General features: G+C 51.6%; 23 protein-coding genes and 1 pseudogene. 22 read left to right on the forward strand and 2 right to left on the reverse strand.

Translation table 11 applies throughout. The features are described 5' to 3' along the window. The first annotated feature begins 13 nt into the window (after positions 1-13). From cysI to DQG23_RS43360, 6 genes are all read left to right on the forward strand, one after another. Positions 14-1738: an assimilatory sulfite reductase (NADPH) hemoprotein subunit gene (cysI, locus tag DQG23_RS01545; protein WP_113029025.1), complete on the forward strand. Its 1725-nt coding sequence runs from the start codon at positions 14-16 to the stop codon at positions 1736-1738. A 122-nt stretch (positions 1739-1860) separates the two neighbouring features. Then, on the forward strand, positions 1861-2355 hold the full coding sequence (locus DQG23_RS01550) for a sigma-70 family RNA polymerase sigma factor (protein WP_113029026.1): 495 nt from the start codon (positions 1861-1863) through the stop codon (positions 2353-2355). A gap of 2 nt (positions 2356-2357) precedes the next feature. Then, complete coding sequence (locus tag DQG23_RS01555; protein ID WP_113029027.1) at positions 2358-3563, forward strand: anti-sigma factor; 1206 nt, start codon at positions 2358-2360, stop codon at positions 3561-3563. 183 nt (positions 3564-3746) lie between these two features. After that, positions 3747-4022, forward strand: a complete 276-nt coding sequence (locus tag DQG23_RS01560; protein ID WP_113029028.1) for a DUF2277 domain-containing protein — start codon at positions 3747-3749, stop codon at positions 4020-4022. Positions 4023-4117: 95 nt separating this feature from the next. Continuing rightward, complete coding sequence (locus tag DQG23_RS01565; protein ID WP_113029029.1) at positions 4118-4630, forward strand: GNAT family N-acetyltransferase; 513 nt, start codon at positions 4118-4120, stop codon at positions 4628-4630. Between the two features lie 401 nt (positions 4631-5031). After that, positions 5032-6744, forward strand: a complete 1713-nt coding sequence (locus tag DQG23_RS43360) for an NTTRR-F1 domain (protein ID WP_146762230.1) — start codon at positions 5032-5034, stop codon at positions 6742-6744. 184 nt (positions 6745-6928) lie between these two features. Here DQG23_RS43360 and DQG23_RS01575 read toward each other — a convergent pair whose 3' ends face one another. Then, a complete protein-coding gene (locus DQG23_RS01575) occupies positions 6929-7813 on the reverse strand; it encodes an alpha-helical endospore appendage domain-containing protein (protein ID WP_113029030.1) in 885 nt (294 codons plus the stop codon). 96 nt (positions 7814-7909) lie between these two features. On the opposite strand from DQG23_RS01575, the gene DQG23_RS01580 reads away from it, so the two are divergent. Further along, positions 7910-8335, forward strand: coding sequence for a hypothetical protein (locus DQG23_RS01580; protein ID WP_113029031.1), 426 nt, complete (start codon positions 7910-7912; stop codon positions 8333-8335). A 3-nt stretch (positions 8336-8338) separates the two neighbouring features. Here DQG23_RS01580 and DQG23_RS01585 read toward each other — a convergent pair whose 3' ends face one another. Beyond that, positions 8339-10000, reverse strand: a complete 1662-nt coding sequence (locus tag DQG23_RS01585) for a methyltransferase domain-containing protein (protein ID WP_113029032.1) — start codon at positions 9998-10000, stop codon at positions 8339-8341. Positions 10001-10166: 166 nt separating this feature from the next. On the opposite strand from DQG23_RS01585, the gene DQG23_RS01590 reads away from it, so the two are divergent. The 15 genes and pseudogenes from DQG23_RS01590 to DQG23_RS01660 all read left to right on the forward strand — a co-directional run bounded on the left by DQG23_RS01590 (position 10167) and on the right by DQG23_RS01660 (position 25747). Next, on the forward strand, positions 10167-10475 hold the full coding sequence (locus tag DQG23_RS01590) for an alpha-helical endospore appendage domain-containing protein (protein ID WP_113029033.1): 309 nt from the start codon (positions 10167-10169) through the stop codon (positions 10473-10475). Positions 10476-10591: 116 nt separating this feature from the next. Next, a complete protein-coding gene (locus tag DQG23_RS01595; RefSeq protein ID WP_113029034.1) occupies positions 10592-10915 on the forward strand; it encodes an alpha-helical endospore appendage domain-containing protein in 324 nt (107 codons plus the stop codon). A gap of 13 nt (positions 10916-10928) precedes the next feature. Beyond that, positions 10929-11717 carry a hypothetical protein gene (locus tag DQG23_RS01600; protein ID WP_113029035.1) on the forward strand — a complete coding sequence of 263 codons (789 nt, stop codon included), beginning with the start codon at positions 10929-10931 and terminating at the stop codon, positions 11715-11717. A 16-nt stretch (positions 11718-11733) separates the two neighbouring features. Then, a pseudogene (locus tag DQG23_RS43660) lies at positions 11734-12762 on the forward strand (glycosyltransferase); the annotation flags it as partial. 942 nt (positions 12763-13704) lie between these two features. Then, a complete protein-coding gene (locus DQG23_RS43665; protein ID WP_420330196.1) occupies positions 13705-14769 on the forward strand; it encodes a glycosyltransferase in 1065 nt (354 codons plus the stop codon). Continuing rightward, entirely contained in the window at positions 14769-15476 is a 708-nt protein-coding gene (locus DQG23_RS01615) for a glycosyltransferase (protein ID WP_113029036.1), read from the forward strand. Before DQG23_RS43665 ends, DQG23_RS01615 begins: the two co-directional genes overlap by 1 nt. A 3-nt stretch (positions 15477-15479) precedes the next feature. Further along, on the forward strand, positions 15480-16175 hold the full coding sequence (locus DQG23_RS01620; protein WP_113029037.1) for a class I SAM-dependent methyltransferase: 696 nt from the start codon (positions 15480-15482) through the stop codon (positions 16173-16175). Between the two features lie 240 nt (positions 16176-16415). Next, positions 16416-17222 (forward strand): inositol monophosphatase family protein, encoded by an 807-nt coding sequence (locus DQG23_RS01625; RefSeq protein ID WP_113029038.1) that lies wholly within the window; start codon positions 16416-16418, stop codon positions 17220-17222. Between the two features lie 166 nt (positions 17223-17388). Continuing rightward, entirely contained in the window at positions 17389-17778 is a 390-nt protein-coding gene (locus DQG23_RS01630) for a VOC family protein (RefSeq protein WP_113029039.1), read from the forward strand. Between the two features lie 156 nt (positions 17779-17934). Further along, entirely contained in the window at positions 17935-19161 is a 1227-nt protein-coding gene (locus DQG23_RS01635; RefSeq protein WP_238177707.1) for a CapA family protein, read from the forward strand. Between the two features lie 254 nt (positions 19162-19415). Continuing rightward, complete coding sequence (locus tag DQG23_RS01640) at positions 19416-20225, forward strand: nicotianamine synthase family protein (protein ID WP_113029040.1); 810 nt, start codon at positions 19416-19418, stop codon at positions 20223-20225. A 302-nt stretch (positions 20226-20527) separates the two neighbouring features. Further along, positions 20528-20992: a MarR family winged helix-turn-helix transcriptional regulator gene (locus DQG23_RS01645; RefSeq protein WP_113029041.1), complete on the forward strand. Its 465-nt coding sequence runs from the start codon at positions 20528-20530 to the stop codon at positions 20990-20992. 67 nt (positions 20993-21059) lie between these two features. Beyond that, positions 21060-22421, forward strand: a complete 1362-nt coding sequence (locus DQG23_RS01650; protein ID WP_113029042.1) for a serine hydrolase — start codon at positions 21060-21062, stop codon at positions 22419-22421. Between the two features lie 823 nt (positions 22422-23244). Further along, positions 23245-24282, forward strand: a complete 1038-nt coding sequence (locus tag DQG23_RS01655; RefSeq protein ID WP_113029043.1) for an NAD(P)/FAD-dependent oxidoreductase — start codon at positions 23245-23247, stop codon at positions 24280-24282. 430 nt (positions 24283-24712) lie between these two features. Next, complete coding sequence (locus DQG23_RS01660; protein ID WP_113029044.1) at positions 24713-25747, forward strand: multicopper oxidase domain-containing protein; 1035 nt, start codon at positions 24713-24715, stop codon at positions 25745-25747. The last annotated feature ends 4 nt before the right edge of the window (positions 25748-25751 follow it).

Below are 25751 nucleotides of genomic sequence, written 5' to 3' on the forward strand. Positions count from 1 at the left end.
GGAGAAAAGCGAAATGTCAGATAATCATTTACTATCGTCGAAAAGTGCGCCGCACAGCGATGTCGAACATATTAAGAAACGAAGCAATTATTTGCGCGGCAGTCTTGCCGAAACGCTTGAAAACGTCATTACGGGTTCTATTCCCGAGGATGACAACCGGTTGATGAAGTTTCACGGCAGCTACATGCAGGATGACAGGGATTTGCGCAACGAACGCCAAAAGCAGAAGCTCGAGCCGGCCTATCAGTTCATGCTGCGCGTACGTGCGGCAGGCGGCGTGGTTACGCCCGATCAGTGGCTGATGATGGACCGGATCGCGCAAAAATATGCCAACGGCACCATTCGGCTGACGACCCGCCAATCGTTCCAGCTTCATGGCGTAATCAAGTGGAACATGAAGAGCACGATCAAGGAAGTAAACGATGCGATGCTCAGCACGCTGGCCGCTTGCGGCGACGTGAACCGCAACGTCATGTGCAACCCGAACCCTTACCAATCGGATATTCACGGCGAGGTTTACGCATGGGCCGGCCGTATCAGCAATCACCTGGATCCGAGAACGAGAGCTTATCACGAGATTTGGCTCGACGGAGAAAAAGTGATTGACAGCCACGACAACGATCAGGAGCAAGAACCGATTTACGGACCTGTCTACCTGCCGCGTAAGTTTAAAATCGGGATGGCCGTTCCGCCTTCCAACGATGTGGACGTTTTCTCGCAGGATTTGGGATATATCGCCATTATCGAAGACGGACGCCTGAAAGGCTTCAACGTCACGGTAGGCGGCGGAATGGGAATGTCGCATGGGGATCCCAAAACGTATCCGCAGGTGGCCAAAGTGATCGGCTTCTGCTTGCCTGAGCAAGTGGTCGACGTAGCGGAAAAAACGGTCACGATCCAACGCGATTACGGAGACCGCGCCGTTCGGAAGCATGCCCGCTTCAAGTACACGATCGACGACCGCGGCATCGAGTGGTTCATCAATGAGCTGCACGATCGGCTGGGCTGGAAGCTGGAGGAAGCGCGGCCTTACCATTTCGATGATAACGGAGACCGCTATGGCTGGGTCAAAGGAAGCAACGGCAAATGGCATTTCACCTTGTTTATTCAGAACGGCAGAGTCAAGGACGAAGAAAACTTCCGACTGATGACGGGACTGCGGGAAATCGCCAAGATTCATACCGGAGATTTCCGCCTTACTCCGAATCAAAATCTGCTTATCGGCAACGTGAGCAGCCAGAAGAAGAAAAAAATCGAGGAATTGATCGCGGAATACGGTTTAACCGACGGCGCTCATTATTCGGCATTGCGGAGAAATTCGATGGCATGCGTCGCCTTGCCGACCTGCGGGCTGGCGATGGCGGAATCCGAACGTTACCTGCCCGATTTGATGGATAAAATCGAGCCTATGCTCGAGAATGCCGGGTTGCGCGACGAAGAGATCGTCATTCGCATGACAGGCTGCCCGAACGGCTGCGCAAGACCGATGCTGGCGGAAATCGCCTTTATCGGCAAGGCGCCGGGCAAATACAATATGTATTTGGGCGGCGGCTTTGCCGGACAACGTTTAAATAAGCTATACAAAGAAAACATCGGGGAAGAAGAAATTTTGGAGTCGCTGCAGCCGATTGTGAATCAATATGCGCTGGAACGGCAGGACGGCGAGCACTTCGGCGATTTTGTCATTCGTGCCGGGTACGTCAAAGAAGTGCTTTCGGGCCAGGACTTTCATTCATAAACCGATTGCTGTAAAATCGATTCATATGCTAAAAGCCGTGTATACCGCGGCTTTTTTTTATTTTGTCAAAAGTGCTGTAACTTAACGCGTTCCCAAACGTGGTTAGTTGCAGGGGGGAGGGAATGAAAACAAATAATCTGGATTCGATCTATCGGAATCATGTGAAAGATGTATACCGTTATTTGCGTTCCCTCTGCGGCGACCACTACGCGGCTGAAGATTTGATGCAGGAAACCTTCTACCGCGCTTACTTATATTTGGAGGATTGCAAGGAGGACAAAATCAAGCCGTGGCTGTTTCGCGTCGCTTATAACGCATTCGTCGATTACAAGCGCAAGGAAAGCCGCAGCGCCGCACAGGAGCCTTCGTATTTTATGCGGCTGGGTCATTCGGATACGCCTGAGGATGCGCTGCTTCGTTCGGAACGATGGAGCGAGATCGGCCGTTTGCTTGCGGAGCTTCCGGAGCAACAGCGGCAGGCGCTGCTGCTTTTCGATTTCGGACAATTGTCGTATCAGGAAGCGTCAACGACGATGGGGATCGGCTTGTCGCATTACAAAATATTGCTGTTCAGAGCTAGACAACGGCTTAGGGAAGCGGAACGAAAGGACGGATGAGCATGAGCGACGATTTCAAGCGGAAGCTGAAGCAATATGCGGACGGAACGCTGCCGGATGGCGAACGGGAAGAGATGGAGCGGGAGATCGCCAAAATGGAAGCCTATCAGGCTTACTTGGACGAGATGATGGACGGCGGAGACGGCGGCCGGAAGCCGGAGCAACCGATTGAGGACGAGCCTCGCGAAGCCAAAAAGGAACGCAGCATTATCCGCAGAGGAAAATGGAAGGCGCGGTTCGTCAATACGTTAACCGTTCTGGCGGTACTGCTGCTCGTAACTGTAGTCAGCTCGGTCATAACCGGCATGTATTACGGAACCGGGGAGCCGAATCGCACCGCGATATACCGCGATGTCGTGACTTCTGCGGTAGCGGTCTCGCATCCGAATACGAGCGTTCATTTAAACGGGCAAGGGAACGCATTTTTTACGATGGATCTGAAAGGAAAGCTGCACAAACGCGTAGGCGACGACGATGTAATCACAGGCGATTACTCCGTGAGATTCTTGCTCGGTTTGGCTTCTTCACCGCAAATATCGCGGATGGATGAAGGCGTTGACGGCAAATATACGTTTGTTCACCCCGCCTTCAAGCAGGCTGCCGGAGACGGCAAGGAAGCGAGCCACGCAGACGACGGAGATTGGGCGACACTTGAGAAGCTTCCCGAAGGCACGGTTGCCGAAGCTTTCTTGTCGTTCGGGAAGCTGTTCGAAACGGACGAACTGCTTGGCCTTTTCGAAAATAAAAACCTGCAGCCGTTATGGTTCGCAGCGGATACGGGGCCGGATTCATGGCGGAACGATTCCGGCGTCGTGCCGGATCCGGTCGGATTTCCTTATTGGCCGGTTTGGCACGAGAGCGACCGAAAGGTCGATTATTACAAGGAAGAAAAGTCGGGCTGGTTCGGCAAGGTTGTAATGAGCGGCGGCTCATACCCCGCGCTGAACGCGTATGGGGACGGAGAGCTGCGAAACGAAAATTTTCTGAATACGCTGAGCTTACTGCGAAGTTATAAATCCGTCGCGAAACGTATGGTCCCGTTCCTCGATATCGACAGCTCGATCGGGTATATCGAGCAAAACGGCGTTAAGCTGTACGGCGCCGTCGTGACAGGTCCGGTCAAGGAGCTGTTGAAGCTTCGGGAGGAGCCTTGGATTACGCGTTTGCAGGTAGGCGAAGTCAGATTGTGGAACTGGACAGACAGATAAGCCCTTATGCGCAAAACTTTTTAAGAGATTCCTGTTAAGGCCCTGCCGTTTCGATGAAACGCAGGGTTTTTGCTTTGCATGCCTGGGATGCTCGACCTCGAAGTAGACGGCGTCTTCCCGGATTGGCAAGAAGGGAGCCGAGTGTAGTAAGATTGAGTAAAAAAGCAATAAAAGGAGACCGTTATGTGCCGAAATATAAAAACGTTATTCAATTTCGATCCTCCCGCAACCGAGGATGAGATCGTGGCAGCATCGCTTCAGTTCGTCAGAAAGCTTTCGGGCTTTAATCAGCCGTCCAAGGCGAATGAAGCGGCGTTCAACCAAGCTGTCGTCGAAGTGGCCTCGGCAGCGCGGAGTTTATTGGATTCGCTCGTAACGAATGCCGAGCCCCGCGATCGGGAAATCGAAAAAGAGCGGGCGCGCATTCGCAATGCGAAAAGGTTCAACGTCATTGAATAGTATAGCTTCAGCGTTTCAAAACGATCGGAACATTTTTGGTGGGACATTTGTGTAAAGGGTCGGTAACATTGTAGTTAAAGAGAGGAGCCGCAGATTTGTTCATCATAAGGCAGGAACAAGAAAAAGATATCCAAACGATAACCGAGGTGAATAATGCCGCTTTCGAAGGTGAGGGGGAAGCGAAGCTTGTTGAAGCCACAAGAGCGTCAGCGAATTTTGTGCCCGAATTATCTTTGGTAGCGGTGACGGATGACGTGATCGGGCATATTTTATTCTCGAAGATCGAGATTGAAACGAATAAAGGCAGGGTGCCGACTTTAGGGCTTGCGCCGATGGCTGTCAGACCGGACTTCCAGAGCAAGGGGATCGGCTCCGCGTTGGTTCGGGAAGGATTGCGGATGTGCAGGGAATTGGGTTATGAGCATGTTGTCGTGCTGGGGCATCCGGCATTTTATCCGAGGTTCGGCTTTGAGCCTGCAAGCAAAAAAGGGATCGAGCCTCCGTTCCCAGTCGCGGATGAAGCGTTTATGGTACTGGAAATAAAGCCCGGTTCTTTGAACGGTATAAGCGGCGTAGTCAAGTATCCGCCTGCCTTTGATGTCGTATAATTGTTGTCGAGCCGGGTCCATGGGGGCAGGATGAAGCTTCGGGGGGCTGTTCAAAGACGAGCCGGAGATCGAATATGTTTATTTTGCTCATAATCGTGTAAGGCAATTTTCATATCGAATAACGGATGAGGGCAAGCAAGAAGGGATGACCGAAGCGGATTTACAGCATTTCGTGCCATTGGAATAGGCTGCCGGGCTTTCGTGAAAAAAATGGAATTCATCCCCCGCATTGGTTTGCCGGCAAACGCGCTCGCGGCGACTTCCAGTACAGGAAGTCGTTTTTTGGCGTGGATCGGAAAGTTGATACAAGCGGCTTTAATTTATTGGCATAACCTAACCATTCTCATCTTATAAGAAGAGTAAGGACCATTATAGGTGCTTAGCGCGAGTGAGGTGAGGTTTTGTCTATTCAGCTCGAAAACAGAATCATTAATGGAGGCTTTGAAACGGGCTTTTTCTCCTGGAACGGAGCCAACGTCGTGTTGAGTCCGATTTCCAAGGAAGGGCTGCAAAGCGCTGAGCTTCTCGGTGGAGCCGCCCCCGCATTCTTGCAGCAGAATGTGGCTGTGCAGCCCGGCGAAGGCATGTTCCTGTCGATCGCGCTTGCGAAGCATCAGCCCGGACAAAGTCCGGAAATATCGGTTACTGCGACCTTTTTGGATGCAGGATTGAATTTTCTGGCGACGGGGCTGCTGTTATCCGTACCGGCAGGCTACTTCAAAGATTTTCAGACCGTGTCGTGGGAATTGTTTGAAGGCGTAACGATCCAGGCTCCTATCAACACCGCGTTCGCTCAAATTACGATCAGCAGAACGCCTCTTGCGTCATCAAGCGGGATTCTGGTGGATGAAGTCATCTTTATGGCGGCGAACGCTTTAAGCGGTACTGCGGGCGCCACAGGCGCCACTGGCGCTACGGGGACAACGGGAGCTACAGGAGCTACAGGAGCTACAGGAACCGCCGGTACGGCAGGAGCTGCAGGAGTTACGGGATCAACCGGGGCAACGGGACTCACAGGTTTGACCGGGGCTACCGGAGCGACCGGAACGTCGGGTGCGACCGGGAGCTCGGGAATCACCGGCGCTACTGGCGCTACAGGCGAGGGGGTTACCGGAGCGACCGGTTCAACAGGCGCCACAGGGGCGACGGGGCCTTCAGGCGGTCCGCAGGGCGTTACGGGAGCTACGGGACCTACAGGGCCTTCCGGCGGCCCGGCAGGACCGACGGGTGCGACAGGGGAGACGGGCGCGACAGGAGCCACCGGCGCAACGGGAGCAGGAAATACGGGTCCTACGGGTGCGACAGGCGAAACCGGTGCAGCAGGTGCCTCCGGCGTGACAGGAGCCACAGGCCAAACGGGTGCGACAGGCGCGACAGGGCAGGCGGGAGTGACGGGTACCGCGGGCGCAACGGGTGCGACGGGCAGTACCGGGCTGACGGGACTTACCGGTTTGACCGGACTGACAGGGCTAACGGGGCTGACGGGACTCACCGGACTAACCGGCACTACAGGCGCGACCGGAGCGACAGGATCTTCCGGGGCAACGGGGCCGACGGGTGCTACAGGAGCAACTGGTGCAACGGGCGCAACAGGAACTACGGGGACCACCGGAGCGACGGGCCCGGATTTCGCGCAAGAAGGCTTCTCCGCTTTTCAAAATGCTTTAAGCGTATCAGGAAGTACGCAGATTGCGAATTGGACGGTTACAAGTCCGTATTATTCTAGCGGATCGTTCAACAGCGTGACAGGAAATTACACGGTGCCCGCTACGGGAAGGTATGCCATCAAAGCAACGATTAATTATTCGACTACCGCCGTATTGACCGCGCAAGTCGGGGCGGGAATCAATCCGTCCTTCGTGGTCCGCAGAACATCGCCGGTAGCGACGAATTTAATCAGCGGTTTGTTTCCGTTATTAAACGTCAATATCGCGCTGCTCTTAACGCTGAGGGTCATTCTTGGCAACGGGGTCATCACGCTTGCAGGGGATGTTTCGCTAAATGCCGGCGATGTGATTAATCTGTTCTATGAAGCTAACGGATTGACCGTATCGCTGAATTTGGGAGGAGTGAATTCCGGGGGGATCGTTTGGTCCGTATTCCGCTTGACTTAAGCCGATCGACGCCGCCAGAAGGGCTTCGCCGTCCTAAACGCTTTCGAAGAATGCGGCTTCGTAAGCGCGAAGGACTGGCACGTTTAGCGGAAATTCGAACAATCGGCGGATATATTCGTTCTGAGGTTTGAAAAAAGCTGCCTCTTCATCCTTTTGGATGAAAGGGCAGCTTTTTTTTGTAAAGCTAAGCAATTTCGAGAATGATAATGCGAATGCGCGTAACCGAGACAGCCGTATCATTATTGATTTGTAGGACACTTGGGAGAACGCCGGTTGTCGTAATGACTGACATGCCGACAGCCAGCTCGGAGTTCGGGTTGGAAGCCGTTTGATTTATCGCTTGCCCTCCGGCGACCGGAAGGGTGTTGAGCAAGAGGCTGCCTTGCAGTCCGCTCCCGATGGCAGGCACGCCTTCAAATGTGTAGACGATATGATAAGTGTGATTCTGAGCAAGAAAAATATCGGTGGAGCCGGCGATGTGCGTAATATCCGTACCGTTCAGTCCGTAGTTGACGTTTAAAGGAACCGGCGTACCCAAGGTGACGAAAGAGCCGACGAAGCCGATATCCGCATTATTGGCTGTTGTGAGCGGACCGGTTGTTCCTGTAACGCCTGTAAGGCCGGTGGCCCCCGTAGCGCCGGTTATTCCCGTGGCTCCGGTAATCCCCGTTGCGCCCGTCGCACCTGTCGATCCTGTTGCGCCGGCCGGTCCTGGAGGGCCGCCGGAAGGTCCCGTAGCACCGGTTAATCCCGTCGTACCGGTCGGGCCAACCATGACCGGCGTGCTGAGGACGGTTTCCAGCTTGGACTGCAGCAGCAGTTCTTTTTTCATGGCCGCTTGAATGGTGCCGATCACGCTTTGATTGACGGCAAGCAGCTCGTCAATGGTTGCCGGCTGGCAAAGGCCGGGCAGCGTCCCCATCACATACTGAAGCTTCTCGCCTTCGGCGTTCAAAATATGGCTTAAGCCCAGCTCTTCCAGCGCTATGGAGGACAGCAGCAAATTGATAGCTTGATCCCTCGTGATCGTGATGGTGGGCGTAATATTCGGAATATTCGCTTGTGACATACGGCAGCTCCTTTCTCTGACTGATGATCGTTGTATGGAATCATTAAGGCGTGCATATGTTGTAATAAGCTTATTCGCTAAAGGAGAGTGATCTTGATGACCAAGGAGGAACGGGATTTTATTCATGACAAAGCCGCCCATTGGCGGACAAGCGTCTTTGAGTCATTCCGGCCGGCGGCCGGCAAAGAAGCGCCATTGCCGGTTACGGAACACTTCCCCGACATGGTTGAAGACGGCGCAACGCTGCTCGAAACCTCTCTGATCGATGCCGTTACCGATTCGGGAGAAGCCGGCGACCACTGGTTATCGGGAATCCGTGTAGCTTCGGCTCATCTTCGTCTCCTTGAAGAATGCGTCAGGATGAATGCGGCACGAAGCTCCGCCGAGGCCGCCAGTTTGATGATCAAGCTGGGTTTACGCGCTAACGAGCATATCATCTCCTTGCATGCCGAGCAGCGGGAGAAGCTGGAGAGAACAAGGGAGCAATTCGCCGGGCTTCTAAATGCCGATACGTTTGAATGAGAGCTAACTGATTTTGTACGAGCCCAATGTCATGTTTTCCGGCTTGGCTATGCTTTCATGTACGTAAACTGCCGCGATTTGTTTGCCGCCCCACCTGCTGCCCGGCATGCTCCGGCAATCGATAACCTCGGCGAAGCATAAGAGGAAGGAGCCCCTCCTTACGTAAAAATCAGTCTCTATAAACCGGTACAAATGCTCCGGTTCGCCGGAATCGTCGTGAAACGGCATCATGAGAATCAAATAATCGTTCGTCTGCGAGAGAAGATGGTCGATGATGCCGTGCGGATCGGCAAAATGCTCCAGCGTATTGGAGCAAAATATGACATCGAACGTTTCCTCCAAATGTCGTATGTTCCCTTGGCGAAACAGGTGCTGAGGATAAATGGAGCTTGCCTTCGTTATGGCCGATTCGGAAAAATCGATCCCGACAACCTCGTTCATCCTCCAATGCTCGGCGATTAGCCGAACCGCATCGCCAAGCGCGCATCCGGCATCGCAAATACGCAAACGCCGGCTGCCGATATCGTCCTTGATCCATGCGGGAAGCGCTTGGATTGCCAGTTCGGCAAAAAATACCGTTTGCTCCCTCCCTTGAAACACCTCCCAATTATGATTGAATCGGGAATCCCAATACTGCTCGCTATTCATTCCCCGGGCAGATACGGCATAAGTCCCAATGAGCAGCCGCTCAAGGGCGACGGCAGCACGCGCTTTCCAAGAATGTTTTTCGGCATAGGCGATTCTTGCAAAAACGTTAATGTCTTTGCCGAGTTGCAGCAAGCGATCAAGTTCACGGCACCAAGCGTCGGGATCGTCCGACGTGTAGACATGCGGACAATGAACGGCTTCGCGGATGGGTGTGGAAAGCACAGGGATGCCGGCAGCCAAAAACTCGTACATTTTGATAGGCGAGCTGCTGTGCGTCATGGTTCGTACCTGAAAAGGAATCATGGCGGCATCGAAATGACCGGCATAAGCCGGCAGAACGGCATACGGCTTCCTGCCGAGAAAATGGATATTCGGATATTCGGCAAGAAGACCTGCGGCGTTTATATAGTCGGGACCGATCATAACGAACGACCAATCCGGTCTGCGTCCGGCTAGCGAGGCGAGAAACGCCGTATCGATCCAAGTGGAAATCGAACCGTAAAAGCCGATGATCGGCTTAGGCAAAGCGGCAAGATCGTTCGGGATTGGGAAAGCCTCGGCGTGCCGGAAATGCTCGAAGTCCGCCGCATTGGGAAGCAGGAGCAGCGGCTTTCCGGGATACTGATCAGCGACGGTTTCGTACAGGCTCTTACTGACGACGGTGACCAAGTCCGCGCCTTCTATTGCTTCTTTCATATGCCGGTCGTTCCAAACGGCAAATTCTTCGACAGCTTCGTCAATATAGTCGAAGACGACATGATCCGCTTGCAGACGAGACTTCAGCATCAGATGGGGCGGGTGTGTCACCCAAAGCACGGTAGGGCCGATCATCCCTTTCGGCACGTCGTCCAAGCCGCAAACCTCAACGCCTTGAAAGATCTTGACGCTGCAGCTTCCGCCCGGTTCTATAAAAATCGCGCGATGCCCCAACGCAGCAAAGGCGCTCAGCAGCTGCTGCGGACGTTGATAAACGGCGGCTCCTTCCCATTCGATCGTAGGAGGATAAATGATGTTCAACGGAATCGATCACCCACTTCATCTATTATCATTAGTTTGATTTTATGTTGGTGCGGTTGCGAACAGAACGACGGGATGGTTGCGGGAAACGAGCAGGGGAGTTCGCATAAACCGGCAGGTCAAGCATACAATGAATTAGCCTGATGAAAGGGAGATGATCCACAGCATGTCGCAAGCAAACATACCCAATATTACGCCCATTATTACCATAACGGCCGGCCAAGCCTATACGCTGCTTTTAACCTCGATCGCCCTGGAAGAGCTGTCGCTGGCGCATATCGTAAATTCCGAAGCCGAAAAAATTCAGTATGTGCTAGGCACCTTGTCGCCCGGACAGCCGGCCGTATTTCCGACGATTTCCGATTTGCTTACCATTAACGAAAGCGTGATCCAAACGCTGGATTCGGTCATCAAGAAGGAAATGCTGCTGCAAATGAAGCTGGAGCATGTCCTTAATGCCGTTAATCGTCAGTGAAGCGAATAAGCGCCTGCAATCTCGCGTTGTACTACTCTTCATTCTCTCCTCATATGATTAATAGAGTCGTCGTCGAGCCGCACCAGAAAACATAGGAATGAACGGGAGAGATGACCGTGAGCATGCCCAATATACCAGACATTAAACCAGGGATTCATATCAAACGACACGACGTTCTGAATTTGCTGCTATCTTCAATCGCCTTGGAAGAGATGGGGCTTTCACATATCATTAACGCCGAAGGCGAGAAGCTTCAGAAGGTGCTTCATTCCAAAGATCATTGTTTAAGCGACCTGCTGGATATCAACGACAGCGTGGAACGAATGATGCGCAACGTAATCAAAAATCAGATGCTGCTTCAATTTAAATTGGAAGACGTGATCAAACTGGAAAGAATGTCGCGCCGCGACTGCGATCACGAAGAGTTCTGCGAGGAGTAAGGAGTGCCGCCGCATGACAACGAGCCGGACAAGTCTCGACTGGACAGCATTGCTGACTGCCGCTCTTACGGAAGAGGCGGCGGTTTCCAGGCATCTTCTGCTTGCGATTCGGTTAACCGGAGCAAGCTTGGTCAAGGAGGGCGGTCGCCATACCGAAGTGCACTCCGATCGTTATGCGGATGTTCTTCATGGGCTAATAAGGCTGACCCAGTACGGCAAAATGTCCTGCTCGCTTATTCTTGACCGGATCGCCGCAATTTCAAAGCATTGTGCAAACGCGAAGACGGCCGGCCGTACGGAAGGGGAAGCGGTGCTCTTGGAATCGATTGGGGGGCACCGGCAGTCCGTTCTTGAGCTACTGCTGCTTGCCGAATGGTTTACCTGCAGGATGCCGGCGCTGCGAACCGGGAATGCTCAGGCGGATACGTCCTTGCGGCATGAGGAAAAGCTTGCTGCCGAGCTCCTTGGGTCCGCATTGCGCGTGCTCGAGCTTGTCGATCGTTTGAAGCTGGCCGGGATTGCCCTGTTCGATGGCGGCTCTGCAGAGGACGGTTGGAAGCGGAATGATCCGGAATGGCGGCAAAAAGCGTCCGCAATCGTCGGCAAATGCCGTCATGCGGTTTTTCGTCATACGCAGATCGCAAATGAATATTTTACGCTGCTGCAGCAAATCGGCAATTATGTGACGGAAGCGGAAAAAACGGCCGTATCGGGCGGGGGCCATAAAAGCAAGCCGGCAAATCCGACGATTTTTATTAAAAAACGCGGCGCTTCGAAATCGGGGAGGTCTTCTCGTGAATAAATTGTTGTCCTTATGCATGATCGTTCGCGACGAGGAGCGGCATATCGCCCGCTGTTTAGAGAGCGTGAAAGACATTGCCGACGAGATTGTCGTTGTCGATACCGGATCGTCGGATGCGACGGCGGACATTTGCCGTTCCTTCGGCGCTACCGTTCTGCCATACGAATGGCATGACGATTTCGCTGCCGCGCGCAATGCCGGAATCGAGCTTGCAACGGGCGAATGGATCCTATGGCTGGATGCCGACGAGGAGCTGACGGATGTCGACCGGCAGTCGGTCCGGGACACGCTCGCGTTATCGAAAAGCAGCCTGCTGACCCTGCATACGATTCATTTTTATGAAAAAACCGCGGATCCGTTCCTGGCCTATCATGTAGCGCAAATTCGCCTGTTTCGCCGCGCCTGCGGCTTTCGGTTCGAGGGCACCGTGCATGAGACGCTGAATGTAACCGATCTTTATGCGCCGGATGAGCGGGAAGGCATAACCGGTACGCTGCCCCTCAAGTTGTATCATTACGGTTATATGAGGTCAGACGAGCTGTCGGCTGCCAAGCACGAACGCAATACGCGCATTTTAAATCGCGAGTGTGAGCGGGATGACGCGAATCCTTGGCCTCATTACCATCTGGCAAGCGAATACTATCGAATCGGGAGCTACCGGGAAGCGTTCGAATCCGTAAACCGGTCGATCATCCGTTTTATTAATAAACGGCTAATGCCGCCTTCCCTTCTTTATAAATTGAAGTACGCCGTATTGTTGGAAACCGGAAGCGCGGAAGGCGCTTGGCCCAGCATCGAAAAAGCGATCGAGCTTTATCCCGATTACGTCGACCTGCATTTTTACAAAGGTATCGTGCTTTATATCATGGAGAAATACGAGGAAGCGAATGCGGCTTTTGTTCGATGCCTGGAGATCGGGGACGGCAACATACGGCACTTGACGATGAACGGAAGCGGCAGCTTCCATGCCTGGTATTACCGGGGGCAGTGCGAGGAGAAGCTTGGGCGAAAAAGCAAGGCGGAAGCATGCTATCGGGAATCGCTGATGCACTATCCGTTGCATAAGCCGGCTAGCGAGGCGCTGGACCGAATGTCAGGAACGCGGAATGACAAGAGAGGGCAGTGGACTGGGAGGAAGGCAGGGAGAAAAATGCGGATATTGACGGCGAGTCCCGTGCGCCAAAAGCCCGAAATTTTAACGCTGTTTTTGGAATCCCTGACGAGGCTGGATAGCGGCGGGCATCATGTCGATTTTTTATTCGTGGACGATAACGAGAATGAGGCTTCCCGCACACTGCTGGAGGCGTTTCAAGCCAAAAATATCGGAGCCGCCGTTATCCGCAGTGAGACGGAGGACAAACAGGCTTATCAACGGGACGAAGTCACCCATTATTGGAACGATGCTTTGGTTGACAAAGTGGCGGATATGAAAGACCGGATTCTGGAGTTTGCTTTGGACCGGCAATATGACGCGGTGTTTTTGATCGACTCGGACCTGCTGATCCATCCGAATACGCTGGTGCGGTTGGCGGACGAGGAGAAGGACATCGTCTCCAACATTTTTTGGACCCGATGGCAAAAAGATGCCTTAGAGCTTCCTCAGGTATGGCTGATGGACGAATATTCCTTCTACCGAAAATCGCGGCAAGCGCCGCTGTCCGACGAGGAAGCGAACGATCGCGCCCATGCGTTTCTCGATCAAATGCGGGTTCCCGGCGTTTATGAGGTAGGCGGTCTCGGAGCTTGTACATGGATTAGCCGGGACGTCATGGAGAAAGGCGTCAGATTCCGAAGACTGCCCAACGTTTCTTTCTGGGGAGAGGATCGGCATTTTTGCATCCGGGCCGCGGCGTTAGGATTTCGCATGCATGTCGACACGCGTTTCCCTGCTTACCATATTTACCGCGAGTCGGATTTGCCGGGAGCGATTCGGTATTTGGAGATACATGCAAATGTACGGAAGTCGGCAATTTCAATCAGTCTCTGCATGATCGTCAAGAATGAAGAGGAGTCGATCGAGCGCTGCTTAAACGCCGTTGAAGGCATTGCCGACGAAATCGTCGTAATCGATACCGGCTCGACGGACCGTACGAAGGAGCTTGTAAAACGATTTACGAATAAGGTGTACGATTTCGAATGGATCGACGATTTTGCGGCGGCGAGAAATTTCGCATTCAGCAAAGCCGGCATGGACTATATCCTCTGGCTGGATGCCGACGATGTGATCGAGGAATGCGACAGGCAGGCGTTCATCGCTCTCAAAAAGGAGCTTGATCCTGCTGCCGACAGCGTTTTGATGGATTATGTCCTGATGACCGACGGCAGCGGAACGCCTACGGTAAGCTTAAAGCGAAACCGGCTTGTGAAACGGTCGAAGGGCTTCCGGTGGATAGGCGCGGTGCATGAGTATTTGGAAGTGAACGGCATCATCGTTCAGAGCGGCATCGCTATAACGCATAAGAAGGAGCGGGCTTATACCGATCGGAATTTGCTGATTTACCGGCGAAGGCTCGAACGGGGGGAGACGTTCTCGATTCGCGATATGTATTACTTTGCGAACGAGCTGAAGGATCATGCATGGTTCGAGGAAGCGGTGGAGCGTTATCAGCTGTTTTTGGCGACCAAGCAAGGCTGGATCGAAGACAATATAGCCGCATGTTTAAAAATGGCGGATTGTTATGCGAGCTTATACGAGCGGGATAACCAGCTTCGGGCGTTGTTCCGCACCTTCGACTATGACCGTCCCCGGGCCGAATGCTGCTGCCGGCTTGGAGCGCTGTTTCTTGCCGAAAACCGGCTGCAGGAAGCGGTGTACTGGTACGAGACGGCTGCGGCGCTTGGAGCCCCGCCCCAGAACGGGGCGATTGTCGATCTTGCCGCATGGACATGGCTGCCGCATTTGCAGCTATGCGTTTGCTACGATAAGCTCGGACAGCTCGAGAAAGCGTTCGGGCATAACGAAAAGGCGCTTGCCTGCCAGCCGAATCATCCGAGCATGCTGTATAACAAGAAGTACTTGGAAGAGCGGCTTGGGAAAAAGGCGGTGGGCTGATGCGACCTGCAGGCTGCAAGCTGACGCTGTCGATGATCGTCCGCAACGAATCGGACCGGTATTTGCGGAGAGCGCTCGAAGCGCATCGGGAATATATCGACGAGGCGGTTATTATCGATGACGGAAGCACGGACGATACCGCGGCGCTTTGCCGCGAAATGCTTGACGGCATACCGCTTCATTTGGTGAGAAATCCGCAGTCGTCATTTCATAACGAAGTGGAGCTTCGCAAGCAGCAATGGAGGGAAACGGCGGCTCGTCATCCGGATTGGATATTGAATATGGATGCCGACGAATGGTTCGAGAAGGGCGCGAAAGCCGCGCTTGACGAAATTGTCCAGCAGAACGACTATGAGGCGGTTTATTTCCGGTTGTACGATATGTGGAGCGAGACGCATTTCCGCGAGGACGATTATTGGCGCGCCCATCAGGTGTACCGGCCGTTTCTAGTCAAGCATCGACCGGAGCTGGAGATGGTTTGGAAGGAAACGCCGCAGCATTGCGGAAGATTTCCGCTTACGATTCACCGACAGTCTTATTGGTGTCATCCTCTGCGCGTCAAGCATTTCGGATGGGCGAAGGAAAAGGATCGCATTGCGAAATACGAGCGTTACATGCGGCTGGACGGCGAGGGTCGTTACGGCTGGAAGGAGCAGTACGAGTCGATCCTGGACGAATGGCCGAATATGATCCCTTGGGAGGATTGAACGATGCTTGTCCGCGATATCGAAAAAGCGCTTCTGCATGCAGAGCGGCACGGCTTTGGCTTCGGCGCGATGTCGCTCAGCAAGAGCGCGCTGGTTCATTTGGCCCGCAAGCTTGATCCGCCCGGCGACGGATCGCCGATCCGGATCCTGGAGCTCGGGGGCGGCCAGTCGACGATATTCTGGTCGTCGTTGGAAAAGATGAGCCTGCTTCCCGTTCGGGTTACGACTTTGGAGCACGACCCGGCGTGGGCTCGCGAATTACAGGCTCGCATAACAAACGAATCGATTGATGTTAGCCTTCAAACGCTGAAACAAATCAGCGGTTCCGATTGGGAGCGCATGTTTGCGGATTCCGACAAAGCCGGACTTATGTGGGAAGAAATCGGCGAGTCTGTACCTTCCGAGCAGTTTAACCATTTTACGATCGAAAACGCGTTTTACGCAGAAGCTCATTCGCTTATACTTGAACCGGAATCGATTGATGCGATGATCGTCGACGGTCCGCACGGCAACGGACGTTCATTGGCTTTTCTTTTATTTGCGGCGGCGCTTAAGCCGGGGGCGCTCGTGTTGATCGACGATTTCGACCATTATCCGTTTTTGGCGGATTTCGGACGCGTCTTTCGCTACGAAGAGTTATACCGGGAAATTATCGGCGATAAGCGGTGGGTGCTGGCGCAATGTACGGGACGGCGATAGTATCCGCTGAGAAGCTATCGCCGGTCGTACCGATTGGAAAATAAACGCGCCGGACCGAAAGGTCGGCGCGTTTTTTACGACCCGCCGGCTATCGAGTAGATCCGAAACGGTGATTTTTACTTGGGAAAAGAGGAGTTTTACCGTTCATTACCGAAATGGAAATAATATGAAGCAGCAAAAGCGTTCGGAATTTTTACCCGAAGGCAATTTTTACATCATCGTTACAAGGTGGGATGACAAATGGATGCTAATGTCCTACAGCTTGCTAAGGAGCTTTCCGAACGGGCGATTCGCCAAGCCGGGCAAATTTCAAGGGAAAGATTCGGCCGGGATATCGATATGAAGAGCAAAGGGGATTTTGGCGATGTTGTAACGGAAGCGGATTACTTGGCCGAGGACGTCATCATAAAACAAATTCAATCCGTCTTCCCGAATCATCAAATTCACAGCGAAGAGGCAGGCAGTCTTGGAGAGGAAAGCGATTGGCTTTGGCTGATCGACCCGTTGGACGGGACGAATAATTTTGCGGTCGGATTGCCGGTTTTCACCGCTTCCATTACGCTGATGTTCAAGCGAGAGCCGGTTCTTGGCGTCGTCTACGAGCCGCTGACGGACAGATTATTTTGTTCCGTGATAGGCTCGGGAGCCTATTGCAACAATCGCAGGATGCAAGTCGTCGGCGGAAGGGCGATCTCCAAAGGAAATATCGGCTGGATTCAAGGCCATAACGTCCAGAACGACCGGAAGGCGGTACGGCTAAGGCAGCATATCGATGTGAACGTCAAAAGAATGATGCGGCTATGGGCGCCGACCTTGCAATGGTGCTTGCTGGCAAGCGGCGATATCGACGGGATCGTGCTGTTTAATTCCGAAGGCGACGACCTCTACTCCGGCGTTTTGATGGTCAAAGAAGCGGGGGGAACAGTCGTCGATTTCGAAGGGAGGCCGTTTACCGGTATGAATAAAGAACCGTATCTGATTGCGTGTCATCCCGGTCATAAAGACGATTTGCTGAAGATGGTGAGAGACGGGCTCGGTTTAAAGTAAGTACAGCCGGAAACTGGAGAAGCTTGCTTGCGGGCGGCTTCTTTTTCATTGCAAGAAAGGAAATCCTTCTCCGCCGCCAAAAGGAAAATATATACAAACGAACATGTGTGCGGTATAATTGTGGGGATCAGGCGATCCAAGCTCATTTCGGGGGTGCGTATGTCTTATGTCGAAAGTTGTCATCAATCGGGTTTCTCATGTCATGATTCCGGTGAAGCAGCTTGCAGAAAGCATTGCTTGGTATGTTGACAATCTTGGATTTCAAGTGAAATGGCAGCGCGGAGACAATAAAATGGTCATACTTGAGCTTCCCTCAGGGCCTCATTTCTTTTTATGGGAAACCGAACACGATACGTTTGCGCATTTTCGATTGAACAACGGCATTCAACCCGTGATCGGCATTGAAGCGGCGGATATTCGCGAGCTGCTGCGAAAGCTTATCGATAATGGCGTTCGGATCGGGGATGTCCGGGAAGAACGGGGAGAAGGAATGGATTTCGAGTTTTTCGATCCCAGCGGAAATATGCTGGTCGTTCACGAGCCGTTCAAAGGATGAAGCCTACACGGAAGACGAATAGTCTTCGTTAAAGTAAGCAAACCTTTAGGAATCAGATAGATCATAGAAAACAGTAATCGTCAGGCGTACGAAGCTTCCGGATTACTGATCGGATCGTGAGAGGCGATAAGAGTAAAGGAGTACTGTTAAGCTATTATGAAAGATTGCATAGGGAATACAATCAAGATTACCGTTGTTACGGTCCTTTTGTTTGCGCTGATTATCGGCATGACCGGCTGCAGCTGGCGGGAAGAAGACGCTCCCAAGCCGCAAACGCAGCCCGAAGAAACGATTCAGCCGCCGCAACAGACAGTCGAGCCGAGTCCAAGTTTGCCGCAACGGAGTCCAAATTTGCCGCAACGGGATGAGGTGCAAACATATGAAGCGTCCTTGGCTGCAGTAGGAGATGTGCTTATTCATAGCTCCGTATATAAAGACGCTAAAACGGAGGATGGTTATGATTTTAAGGGCATGTTCGAGCGGGTCAAGCCGTATATCGAATCCGCCGATTTGGCTATGGCGAATCAAGAAAGCATGCTGGGCGGAGTGGAGCTCGGGCTATCGGATTACCCGCGCTTCAATGGGCCGACGGAAGTGGGCGATGCGCTGAAGGATGCGGGCTTCGATATCATCAATCTTGCCAACAATCATACGCTGGATCGCGGAGAAGAGGCCGTAACGAACACGATCCGGCATTTGGACAAGCTGGGACTGATTTATACGGGCGCTTACTTATCGGCTGAGGATCAGAAACGATTGCGAACCGTCGAGAAGAACGGGATTACTTTCGCCTTCGTGTCATACACCTTCGGAACGAACGGCATTCCGGTTCCGGCTGGCAAGCCGTATCTCGTTAATTTAATCGAAGAGGAGAAAATAAAGAGCGAAATCAGTGAAGCGCGGACACAAGCCGATGTTGTTGTTATGAATGTTCATTTCGGACAAGAATACGTCAATATGCCGAACCGGGAACAGAAGGATGTCGCCAAGATGGCGGCGGAAGCAGGCGCCGACATTATTATCGGCCATCATCCGCATGTGCTCCAGCCGATGGAATGGATCGAGACGTCACGGGGGAATCAATCGCTTGTCATTTACTCATTAGGGAACTTCCTGGCGGCGCAGGAGGGGAACCGCAATCGGACAGGCGGAATTTTACAAATGCAAGTCGTCAAAACCGTCAAGCAAGGCAATGTCACGATTCAAGTGCAGAAGCCTGCCTTTATTCCGACCTGGATCAGCATGACGAATTGGCGGAAGTACAAAATCGTACCGCTTTGGGAAGCGCCGGTCAATCAAGTTTCGAATGCCGGCACCTATATGCCGGAGATTGCCAAACATATGAAGCAATGGATGCCCGAATTGCAAGTAATGACGAAGTGACCGCATACCGCGTATATCGCGGTTTTTTTTAATAAATATTAGTGTTTACATGCTTCACCTATCGAGCGCTCATATTTCAACGGTAAACGCGTCTGTCCTTTGCTTATGCTTGCGAAGTCGCTTTCTTCGAAAGCGTTTAGGACAACGAATCCGTTTATCCTTGTTATAAACAGTCATCATGAGCACCTTGTCCTTCCTCATATATTCATATTGCTCGACTTGAGCGATGAGTATAGGAAACGGAGGGATGCGGGATGGAAAGCCAGAGGGAGCTGTTGAACGGCCTAAACGCGCTTCGAGACGATATCGACAGACTGACGAGAGCCGCGGTCAGTGCCTCGGAAGCGTTGGATCTGCTTGGCGCTCGGCTCGATCGGCTTTGCGAATATATCGTTTGCGAAGAAAACGCGAAGTTATGGAATCGATGGGGAGACCGGGAGGGCATTGGAAATGCTGCCGAACGGCTGAGGGAATCGGCGGCAAAAGCGTTATGTTTCGTGGAAAAATCAAGATCTTTGCGTACATATACGTCAGGCATGGATATAAATCCATATGTTTCACTGTTATCGGCTTCGGTCAAGGAGGAGTGCGGCTATACGCATATCAACCGGGACTCTAAAGTGCTCTTTGTCGGCGCCGGCGCCTTCCCGTTATCCGCCTTAACGATAGCGCTGGAGACATCCGCTTTATTATTTTGCTTGGATATTGATGAAGAAGCCGTATATCATGGGCGAAATTTAATCCGATATTTCGGTTTGGAAGGGAACGTTACCTATTTGGATAACGGGATGAATGATGACGAATTAATAGGGCAAATGACGCATGTGTTTATCGCCTCGCTTGTACCGTCAAAGCTTGATGTGCTTAATAATCTTGCAGCAATCGTACCTTCCGAATGCAAAGTAATCGTAAGATACGGGAACGGCTTGAAATCGCTGTTTAATTACCCGTTCGATACAAATTTGTTAAAAGACTGGCGGACGACGCCGTATTGCCGCGATAAGTGTATTTACGATACGGTTATTTTAGAGCCAATCAAAATCCCCGCCCGAAATGTCCTTTAGGTTGGCACGGCATGACAAGCTGAAACGTAAGGGTCGCGAAGGCGGCCTTTTTTGAAATTGTCAGAAAGTATATCCTCCGCTGATTGTTCCAATTCCCGGTAAACGCGTTTGTCCTTAGCTTATGCTTACGAAGTCGCTTTCTTCGAAAGCGTTTAGGACGGCGAAGCCGTTTATCCTTGAACGATTAATGGGTGCCGCACGGAGAGGGATGAAGGAGCATGGTTGCATGAACGTGCATTGTGCTTTCGATTGTGCTAGAATAGTTAAGAAGACTTAACAATGAAGGTGGATTACGTTTCGCGATGGGAAAAGAAGCCGATATTGACAAACTGATCGAGTGCGTGAAAGAAATGAACGAAGCCGAGTATGTCATTAATACGATGCTTCTTCGAGAGTTCCAGACTTTGCTGGAAGATGAGATAACGACGAAGCAAGCATTGCTGCTGGAAATCGTCAATAAGCGAAAATCGGTAACCGTACGCGAAATCGCCGACTCCATGCAGGTTTCCTCCAGCGCAATCAGTCAAATTGTCAGCAAGCTGGAGAAGTCAGGTTATGTGAAGAGAGAAATAAATGTTCATAACCGACGCGAGATATTGGTTTTGTTGGATGAGGAAGGCGTTCGTTTTTTTGCCAAGCATGATCAGGTGGAGCGGGCGATCATCGAACGTTTTTATGCGAAACTGGATTTCGAGGATGTTGAGCTGTTGAATAAGCTGACATTCAAATTAAAAAAAATCGTAGAAGCCGAGTTATCCGGCAAATAATTTTTTTTTGGCCAATAGGTTAGGTTGCTAAACACTTTATATACATAATGAATGGGGAGCGATTGAAATGAAGACCAAACAGGAAAAATTAACAGAACTATTCGAAACATTAGTTGAAAAAGGACAGTTCAACGGCGCGATTTTGGTCGCAGAGAAGGGGCAGATTCTTGCAGAAGCGGCTTATGGGATGGCAGAGCTGTCTACAGGCAGAAAGCTGACCGTTACTTCCGTTTTTGAGCTTGCTTCCGTTTCCAAACCGTTCACAGCAGCCGCCATCATCCATCTTGAGCAAAGGGGAAGGTTGAATTACGAGGACCGTATCGATCGTTGGCTGCCTAATTTCCCGTATCCGGGCATCACAATTCGGCACCTGCTGACGCATACGTCGGGGCTGCCCGATTATATGGAGCTGTTTCTGGAGCATTGGGATCATACACGGATCGCTTGCAATGAAGACGTTCTCGATATGCTGACAACCTACAAGCCGGCATGTCTTTTTCATCCGAATGAGGAGTGGCGCTACAGCAATACGGGATATGTGCTGCTGGCCTTAATCGTCGAAAAAGTATCGGGGCTAAGCTTTGCCGAGTATATGCGTGAAAATATTTTTAAACCGCTGGAAATGAACGATACGCAAGTGTATAACAGACGTTACCGTAACGAGAGCATAGCTGACTATGCATACGGATACGTATATGATGTCCGTTCGGGGGAATACATGCTGCCGGACCAACTGCCGGAGACCGACTATGTGGTGTACTTGGACGGCATTCAAGGCGACGGTACGGTAAATTCGACGATTCGGGACTTGTACCGCTTCGATCAAGCTTTATACGGCGAAAGCCTCTTGAACGAACAATCGAAGAGCGCTGCATTCGCTCCCGCCCGCATGAATAACGGGGAAACCTTCGATTACGGCTTCGGCTGGATTGTGGACCGTCAGGAAGGGAAAGGAACGGTCGTAAGCCATCAAGGGGGCTGGCCAGGCTACTCTACGACATTCGTCCGCTTTGTCGATTGCAACAAAACGATCATCGGTTTAAGCAATATGGAGCAAGGCTACGAGTTCGATCAAGCGGTTATTGCGGCGGTGGAGCAAATATTGTTCGATCAGCCGTACGACATTCCGGAGCGTTTACCAAGACAGGAAGTCGTCGCCGTAGATTCGGTCGTCCTTGAACGTTATGCCGGCCATTATGAATTTCCCGATGGGCCTAAAGTGTCCGTAACAAGCGAGGCTGGCAGTTTGTTTATACAAATTGAGGGGCAAGTAAGGCTGGAGATGTACGCTTCGTCCGAGACAAAATTTTTTATCCGCGCCTTGCCGGTCGAGGTTGAATTTATAACCGAAGAAGATCATTCGGAAGCATCCGGCTTCATCTTGTATCAGGACGGAGCAGAGCAGCAGGCGCAGCGTCAAGCGAACTGATTTTCTTTAGGGAAATACTCCCTATTTAGTGCAAATCGTGCATGCCCAGGTGAAGACATCTCACGAGAACGGAAAAAGATATGTGTACTCCAAAAACGCCGAAAGGCGTTTTTTGGTTTATTCAGAAAAGAAGCGGTTGATGACTGGTAGCATTTCAACACTTATACTATCGATTTTAAAGATGTAAGAACTTGATCATGCAACGGATAGTGGCCCTCACAATGAGGAAAAGTTTACTATTCGTGAGGCAAACCTCACTATGTCAAATCAAAAACCCGTGTTTTGGTGAGGTAATGAGGCAAATGCAACTATTAGTGAGTCAAACGAAATTGATAGTTGCGTTTGCCTCACTGATGGGCGAGAACGAGCATGTTACCTGCGAAATAGTGAGGACAGCCTCATGAACAATAAGGTTTTCTCCACTAATTGCCCGATTCGTGCATAACCACTACGATATCCATGTTTGCTTTCGTAACCAGATCATCTATCCCTGGTTTTAGACTTGATGGTGTGCTAAGTATATCGCGCGTCAGTCGAGTATGGAGCCGGCTGGAAGGTTGATGAAGAAATGTATGCAAGCAGTGTTAATTTTGCTATGGACGGTAACATAATTTGCATATAAAGTAACATGAATGATAATGAATATCATTCACGCAGGGGCGTACAGAATCCTTAAACCTTCAGCTAAGCTTTGAATTTGTACAAAGAACCTGTCACATTTGTCCATTGTCCGCTCGAGAGGCAAAAGGATACAATGATTGATGTAAATGAGAATAACTATCAACTACGATTGCCGATAAGAAGCAAACAGGAGGAATTTAATATGGCGGAGCCATTGGAATTGTATGATGTGACGATAATCGGCGGGGGTCCGGCAGGTATGTACGCCGCCTTCTATAGCGGGATGCGCGATCTGAAAACGAAGCTTATTGAAGCGAGAAACGAGCTGGGGGGACGCATGCTTATTTATCCGGAGAAAATGATCTGGGACGTAGGCGGCTTCGCCCCGATCATATGCGAGCAGTTAATCGAGCAGCTTGCCCGGCAGGCTCAAGTGTTCGATCCGACTATCGTATTTGGACAGCACATTAAGGGACTTGAAGTGCAGGAGGACGGCACCTATATGTTAGTGGCGGAGACCGGAGAGCGCCATTGGACGCGTACGATCGTTCTTGCATTGGGACGGGGCATTCTGAAAATGGCGAAGCTTGAAATCGAGGGAGCCGAGCGTTACGAGGTTTCGAATCTGCACTATACCGTTCAGGAGCTGGAGCCGTTCCGCGGCAAGAAGGTCCTTATTTCCGGCGGCGGCAATTCGGCGGTGGACTGGGCGAACGAGCTGGAATCGATCGCGGGCAGCGTAACGGTCGTACATCGCCGGGACCAATTCGGCGGCCATGAGAAAAACGTGATTCGGATGAAAACTTCCTCCGTTTGTGTGAAAACCCCGTATGCCCTCAGCCAACTACATAGCAGCGACGGGAAGACGATCGGAAAAGTCACGATTTGCCACATCGAAACCGGCGAATCCGAGCAGCTGGAAGTCGACGCGGTTATTGTCAACCACGGGTTGAAATCCGACTTTACCGGGATTAATGAGTGGGGTCTCCACATGAACGACTGGAACGTGTTCACGGGGGGCAAGCTGGAGACGAATCTGCCCGGCATATTCGCAGCGGGCGACTTCGCAGACTATACAAGCAAGGTGAATCTGATTGCCGGGGCGTTCTCCGATGCCGCATTAGCGGTAAACAGCGCAAAGTTGTTTATGGATCCGGAAGCGCCTCGGATGGCGTACGTTTCCTCGCATAACGACCGATTCGCTGAAAAGAACCGTGCGCTGGGCGTCGCGATAGATTGATGCACGCCGTTTTATTCAACAGGGAGAAGGTAACCGGTTTAGTAAAGTTGTCTTTTTTAGCGGTAAGCACTGCTTTTCGGGGCAGTGTTTTTTTTGTTTATTTACCGTGAGACGGAGCTGAAAGCGCCATCTATACCTGTATAAATACGGCGTTAATGAAAAGGCCGTTCGTCGTATGCAGCTAGCCGGATACGATTTTTCGCTTATAACGTAGTGCAATCGCTGAGTCGGTTAAGTTGGTAGAAGAGTGACTGAGAAGCATGTTTTTCCCTAGGGAAAAATTAATGCGTATAAACAAAAAAATGGCTTTACAGCAAAAAACATCGGGCGTATACTTAGGAGCAAGAATATGTCGTTTCTCTTTTTTTGGATAAAAAATTGCACGAGCTCAACATAATTATCCTTGTACAAAATTTGTGGAGGGAAGACAATGGCAGATCGAAACAAGCAAGTATCGCGTCGCAATTTTTTGAAGGCCGGGGCGGCCGGGACCGCAGCGTTGATCGGCGGCGCTTTGCTGAATCCGGGTTCCCTGCTGGGGAGCACGGTTAAAGCTGAATCGCATGATGCTCACAACGGCGCGGAGCCCGGTTCTCATGCTATGCAGCATGGATATGATCCCGGCACGGAAGTGACGGAAGGGCTCAAAATGGCAAGAGAAGCGCTAACTAGCTTTGATTACGGCAAAGTCAGCCAATCGGCTGACGGCCGGACGATTAGGGAATATGAGATGACGGCGCTGGATCAAGAGATTGAAATCATGAAAGGGGTGAAATTTCCCGGATGGACGTACAATGGAACCATTCCGGGACCGACGATCCGCTGTACGGAAGGGGATATCCTCAGAATCAAATTCAGCAATGCCACGTCCCACCCGCACTCGATTCATTTTCACGGCATACATCCGACAAACATGGACGGGTTGGAGCAGGTTCCTCCCGGGGGTACGTTTACTTACGAGTTTGAAGCGAAGCCGGCCGGTATGATGGTCTATCATTGCCATGTACAGCCTTTCAGACATCATCTGCATAAAGGAATGTACGGCAATTTCATTATTGATCCGAAGAAGCCGCGAACACCGGCGAAGGAATTTTCGATGGTGATGAACGGGTACGACTTGGATTTCGACGGAGAGAACGAAGTGTATACCGTAAACGGTTATGCTTTTGCTTACATGCAGGAACCCGTAAAAGTTAAGGTTGGAGAATTGGTCCGCATCTATTTAAGCAATTTTCTCGAATTCGATCTCATCAATTCATTTCATCTGCATGCGAATTTTTTTCACTATTATGCGATCGGAGCGGATCCGGAGGCGCGGCCTTATTACACGGATACGATTGTGTTAGGCCAGGGGGAACGCGGGCTAGTCGAAATCGTTTTCCCGACGCCTGGAAAATATATGTTTCACGCACATGTCAGCGAATTTACGGAGCTCGGCTGGATGGGCTTCTTTGAAGCCGAGTAGAAGG

It is taken from the genome of Paenibacillus contaminans (assembly GCF_003285015.1).
GTDB classification, from domain to species: domain Bacteria; phylum Bacillota; class Bacilli; order Paenibacillales; family NBRC-103111; genus Paenibacillus_V; species Paenibacillus_V contaminans.

Bases quoted from the DNA above. Each gene is read 5' to 3' on its own strand.
- cysI (WP_113029025.1), top strand. From the start codon at position 14: ATGTCAGATAATCATTTACTATCGTCGAAAAGTGCGCCGCACAGCGAT.
- DQG23_RS01550 (WP_113029026.1), top strand. From the start codon at position 1,861: ATGAAAACAAATAATCTGGATTCGATCTATCGGAATCATGTGAAAGAT.
- DQG23_RS01555 (WP_113029027.1), top strand. From the start codon at position 2,358: ATGAGCGACGATTTCAAGCGGAAGCTGAAGCAATATGCGGACGGAACG.
- DQG23_RS01560 (WP_113029028.1), top strand. From the start codon at position 3,747: ATGTGCCGAAATATAAAAACGTTATTCAATTTCGATCCTCCCGCAACC.
- DQG23_RS01575 (WP_113029030.1), bottom strand. From the start codon at position 7,813: ATGTCACAAGCGAATATTCCGAATATTACGCCCACCATCACGATCACG.
- DQG23_RS01580 (WP_113029031.1), top strand. From the start codon at position 7,910: ATGACCAAGGAGGAACGGGATTTTATTCATGACAAAGCCGCCCATTGG.
- DQG23_RS01590 (WP_113029033.1), top strand. From the start codon at position 10,167: ATGTCGCAAGCAAACATACCCAATATTACGCCCATTATTACCATAACG.
- DQG23_RS01600 (WP_113029035.1), top strand. From the start codon at position 10,929: ATGACAACGAGCCGGACAAGTCTCGACTGGACAGCATTGCTGACTGCC.
- DQG23_RS43665 (WP_420330196.1), top strand. From the start codon at position 13,705: ATGATCGTCAAGAATGAAGAGGAGTCGATCGAGCGCTGCTTAAACGCC.
- DQG23_RS01615 (WP_113029036.1), top strand. From the start codon at position 14,769: ATGCGACCTGCAGGCTGCAAGCTGACGCTGTCGATGATCGTCCGCAAC.
- DQG23_RS01620 (WP_113029037.1), top strand. From the start codon at position 15,480: ATGCTTGTCCGCGATATCGAAAAAGCGCTTCTGCATGCAGAGCGGCAC.
- DQG23_RS01625 (WP_113029038.1), top strand. From the start codon at position 16,416: ATGGATGCTAATGTCCTACAGCTTGCTAAGGAGCTTTCCGAACGGGCG.
- DQG23_RS01630 (WP_113029039.1), top strand. From the start codon at position 17,389: ATGTCGAAAGTTGTCATCAATCGGGTTTCTCATGTCATGATTCCGGTG.
- DQG23_RS01635 (WP_238177707.1), top strand. From the start codon at position 17,935: ATGAAAGATTGCATAGGGAATACAATCAAGATTACCGTTGTTACGGTC.
- DQG23_RS01640 (WP_113029040.1), top strand. From the start codon at position 19,416: ATGGAAAGCCAGAGGGAGCTGTTGAACGGCCTAAACGCGCTTCGAGAC.
- DQG23_RS01645 (WP_113029041.1), top strand. From the start codon at position 20,528: ATGGGAAAAGAAGCCGATATTGACAAACTGATCGAGTGCGTGAAAGAA.
- DQG23_RS01650 (WP_113029042.1), top strand. From the start codon at position 21,060: ATGAAGACCAAACAGGAAAAATTAACAGAACTATTCGAAACATTAGTT.
- DQG23_RS01655 (WP_113029043.1), top strand. From the start codon at position 23,245: ATGGCGGAGCCATTGGAATTGTATGATGTGACGATAATCGGCGGGGGT.
- DQG23_RS01660 (WP_113029044.1), top strand. From the start codon at position 24,713: ATGGCAGATCGAAACAAGCAAGTATCGCGTCGCAATTTTTTGAAGGCC.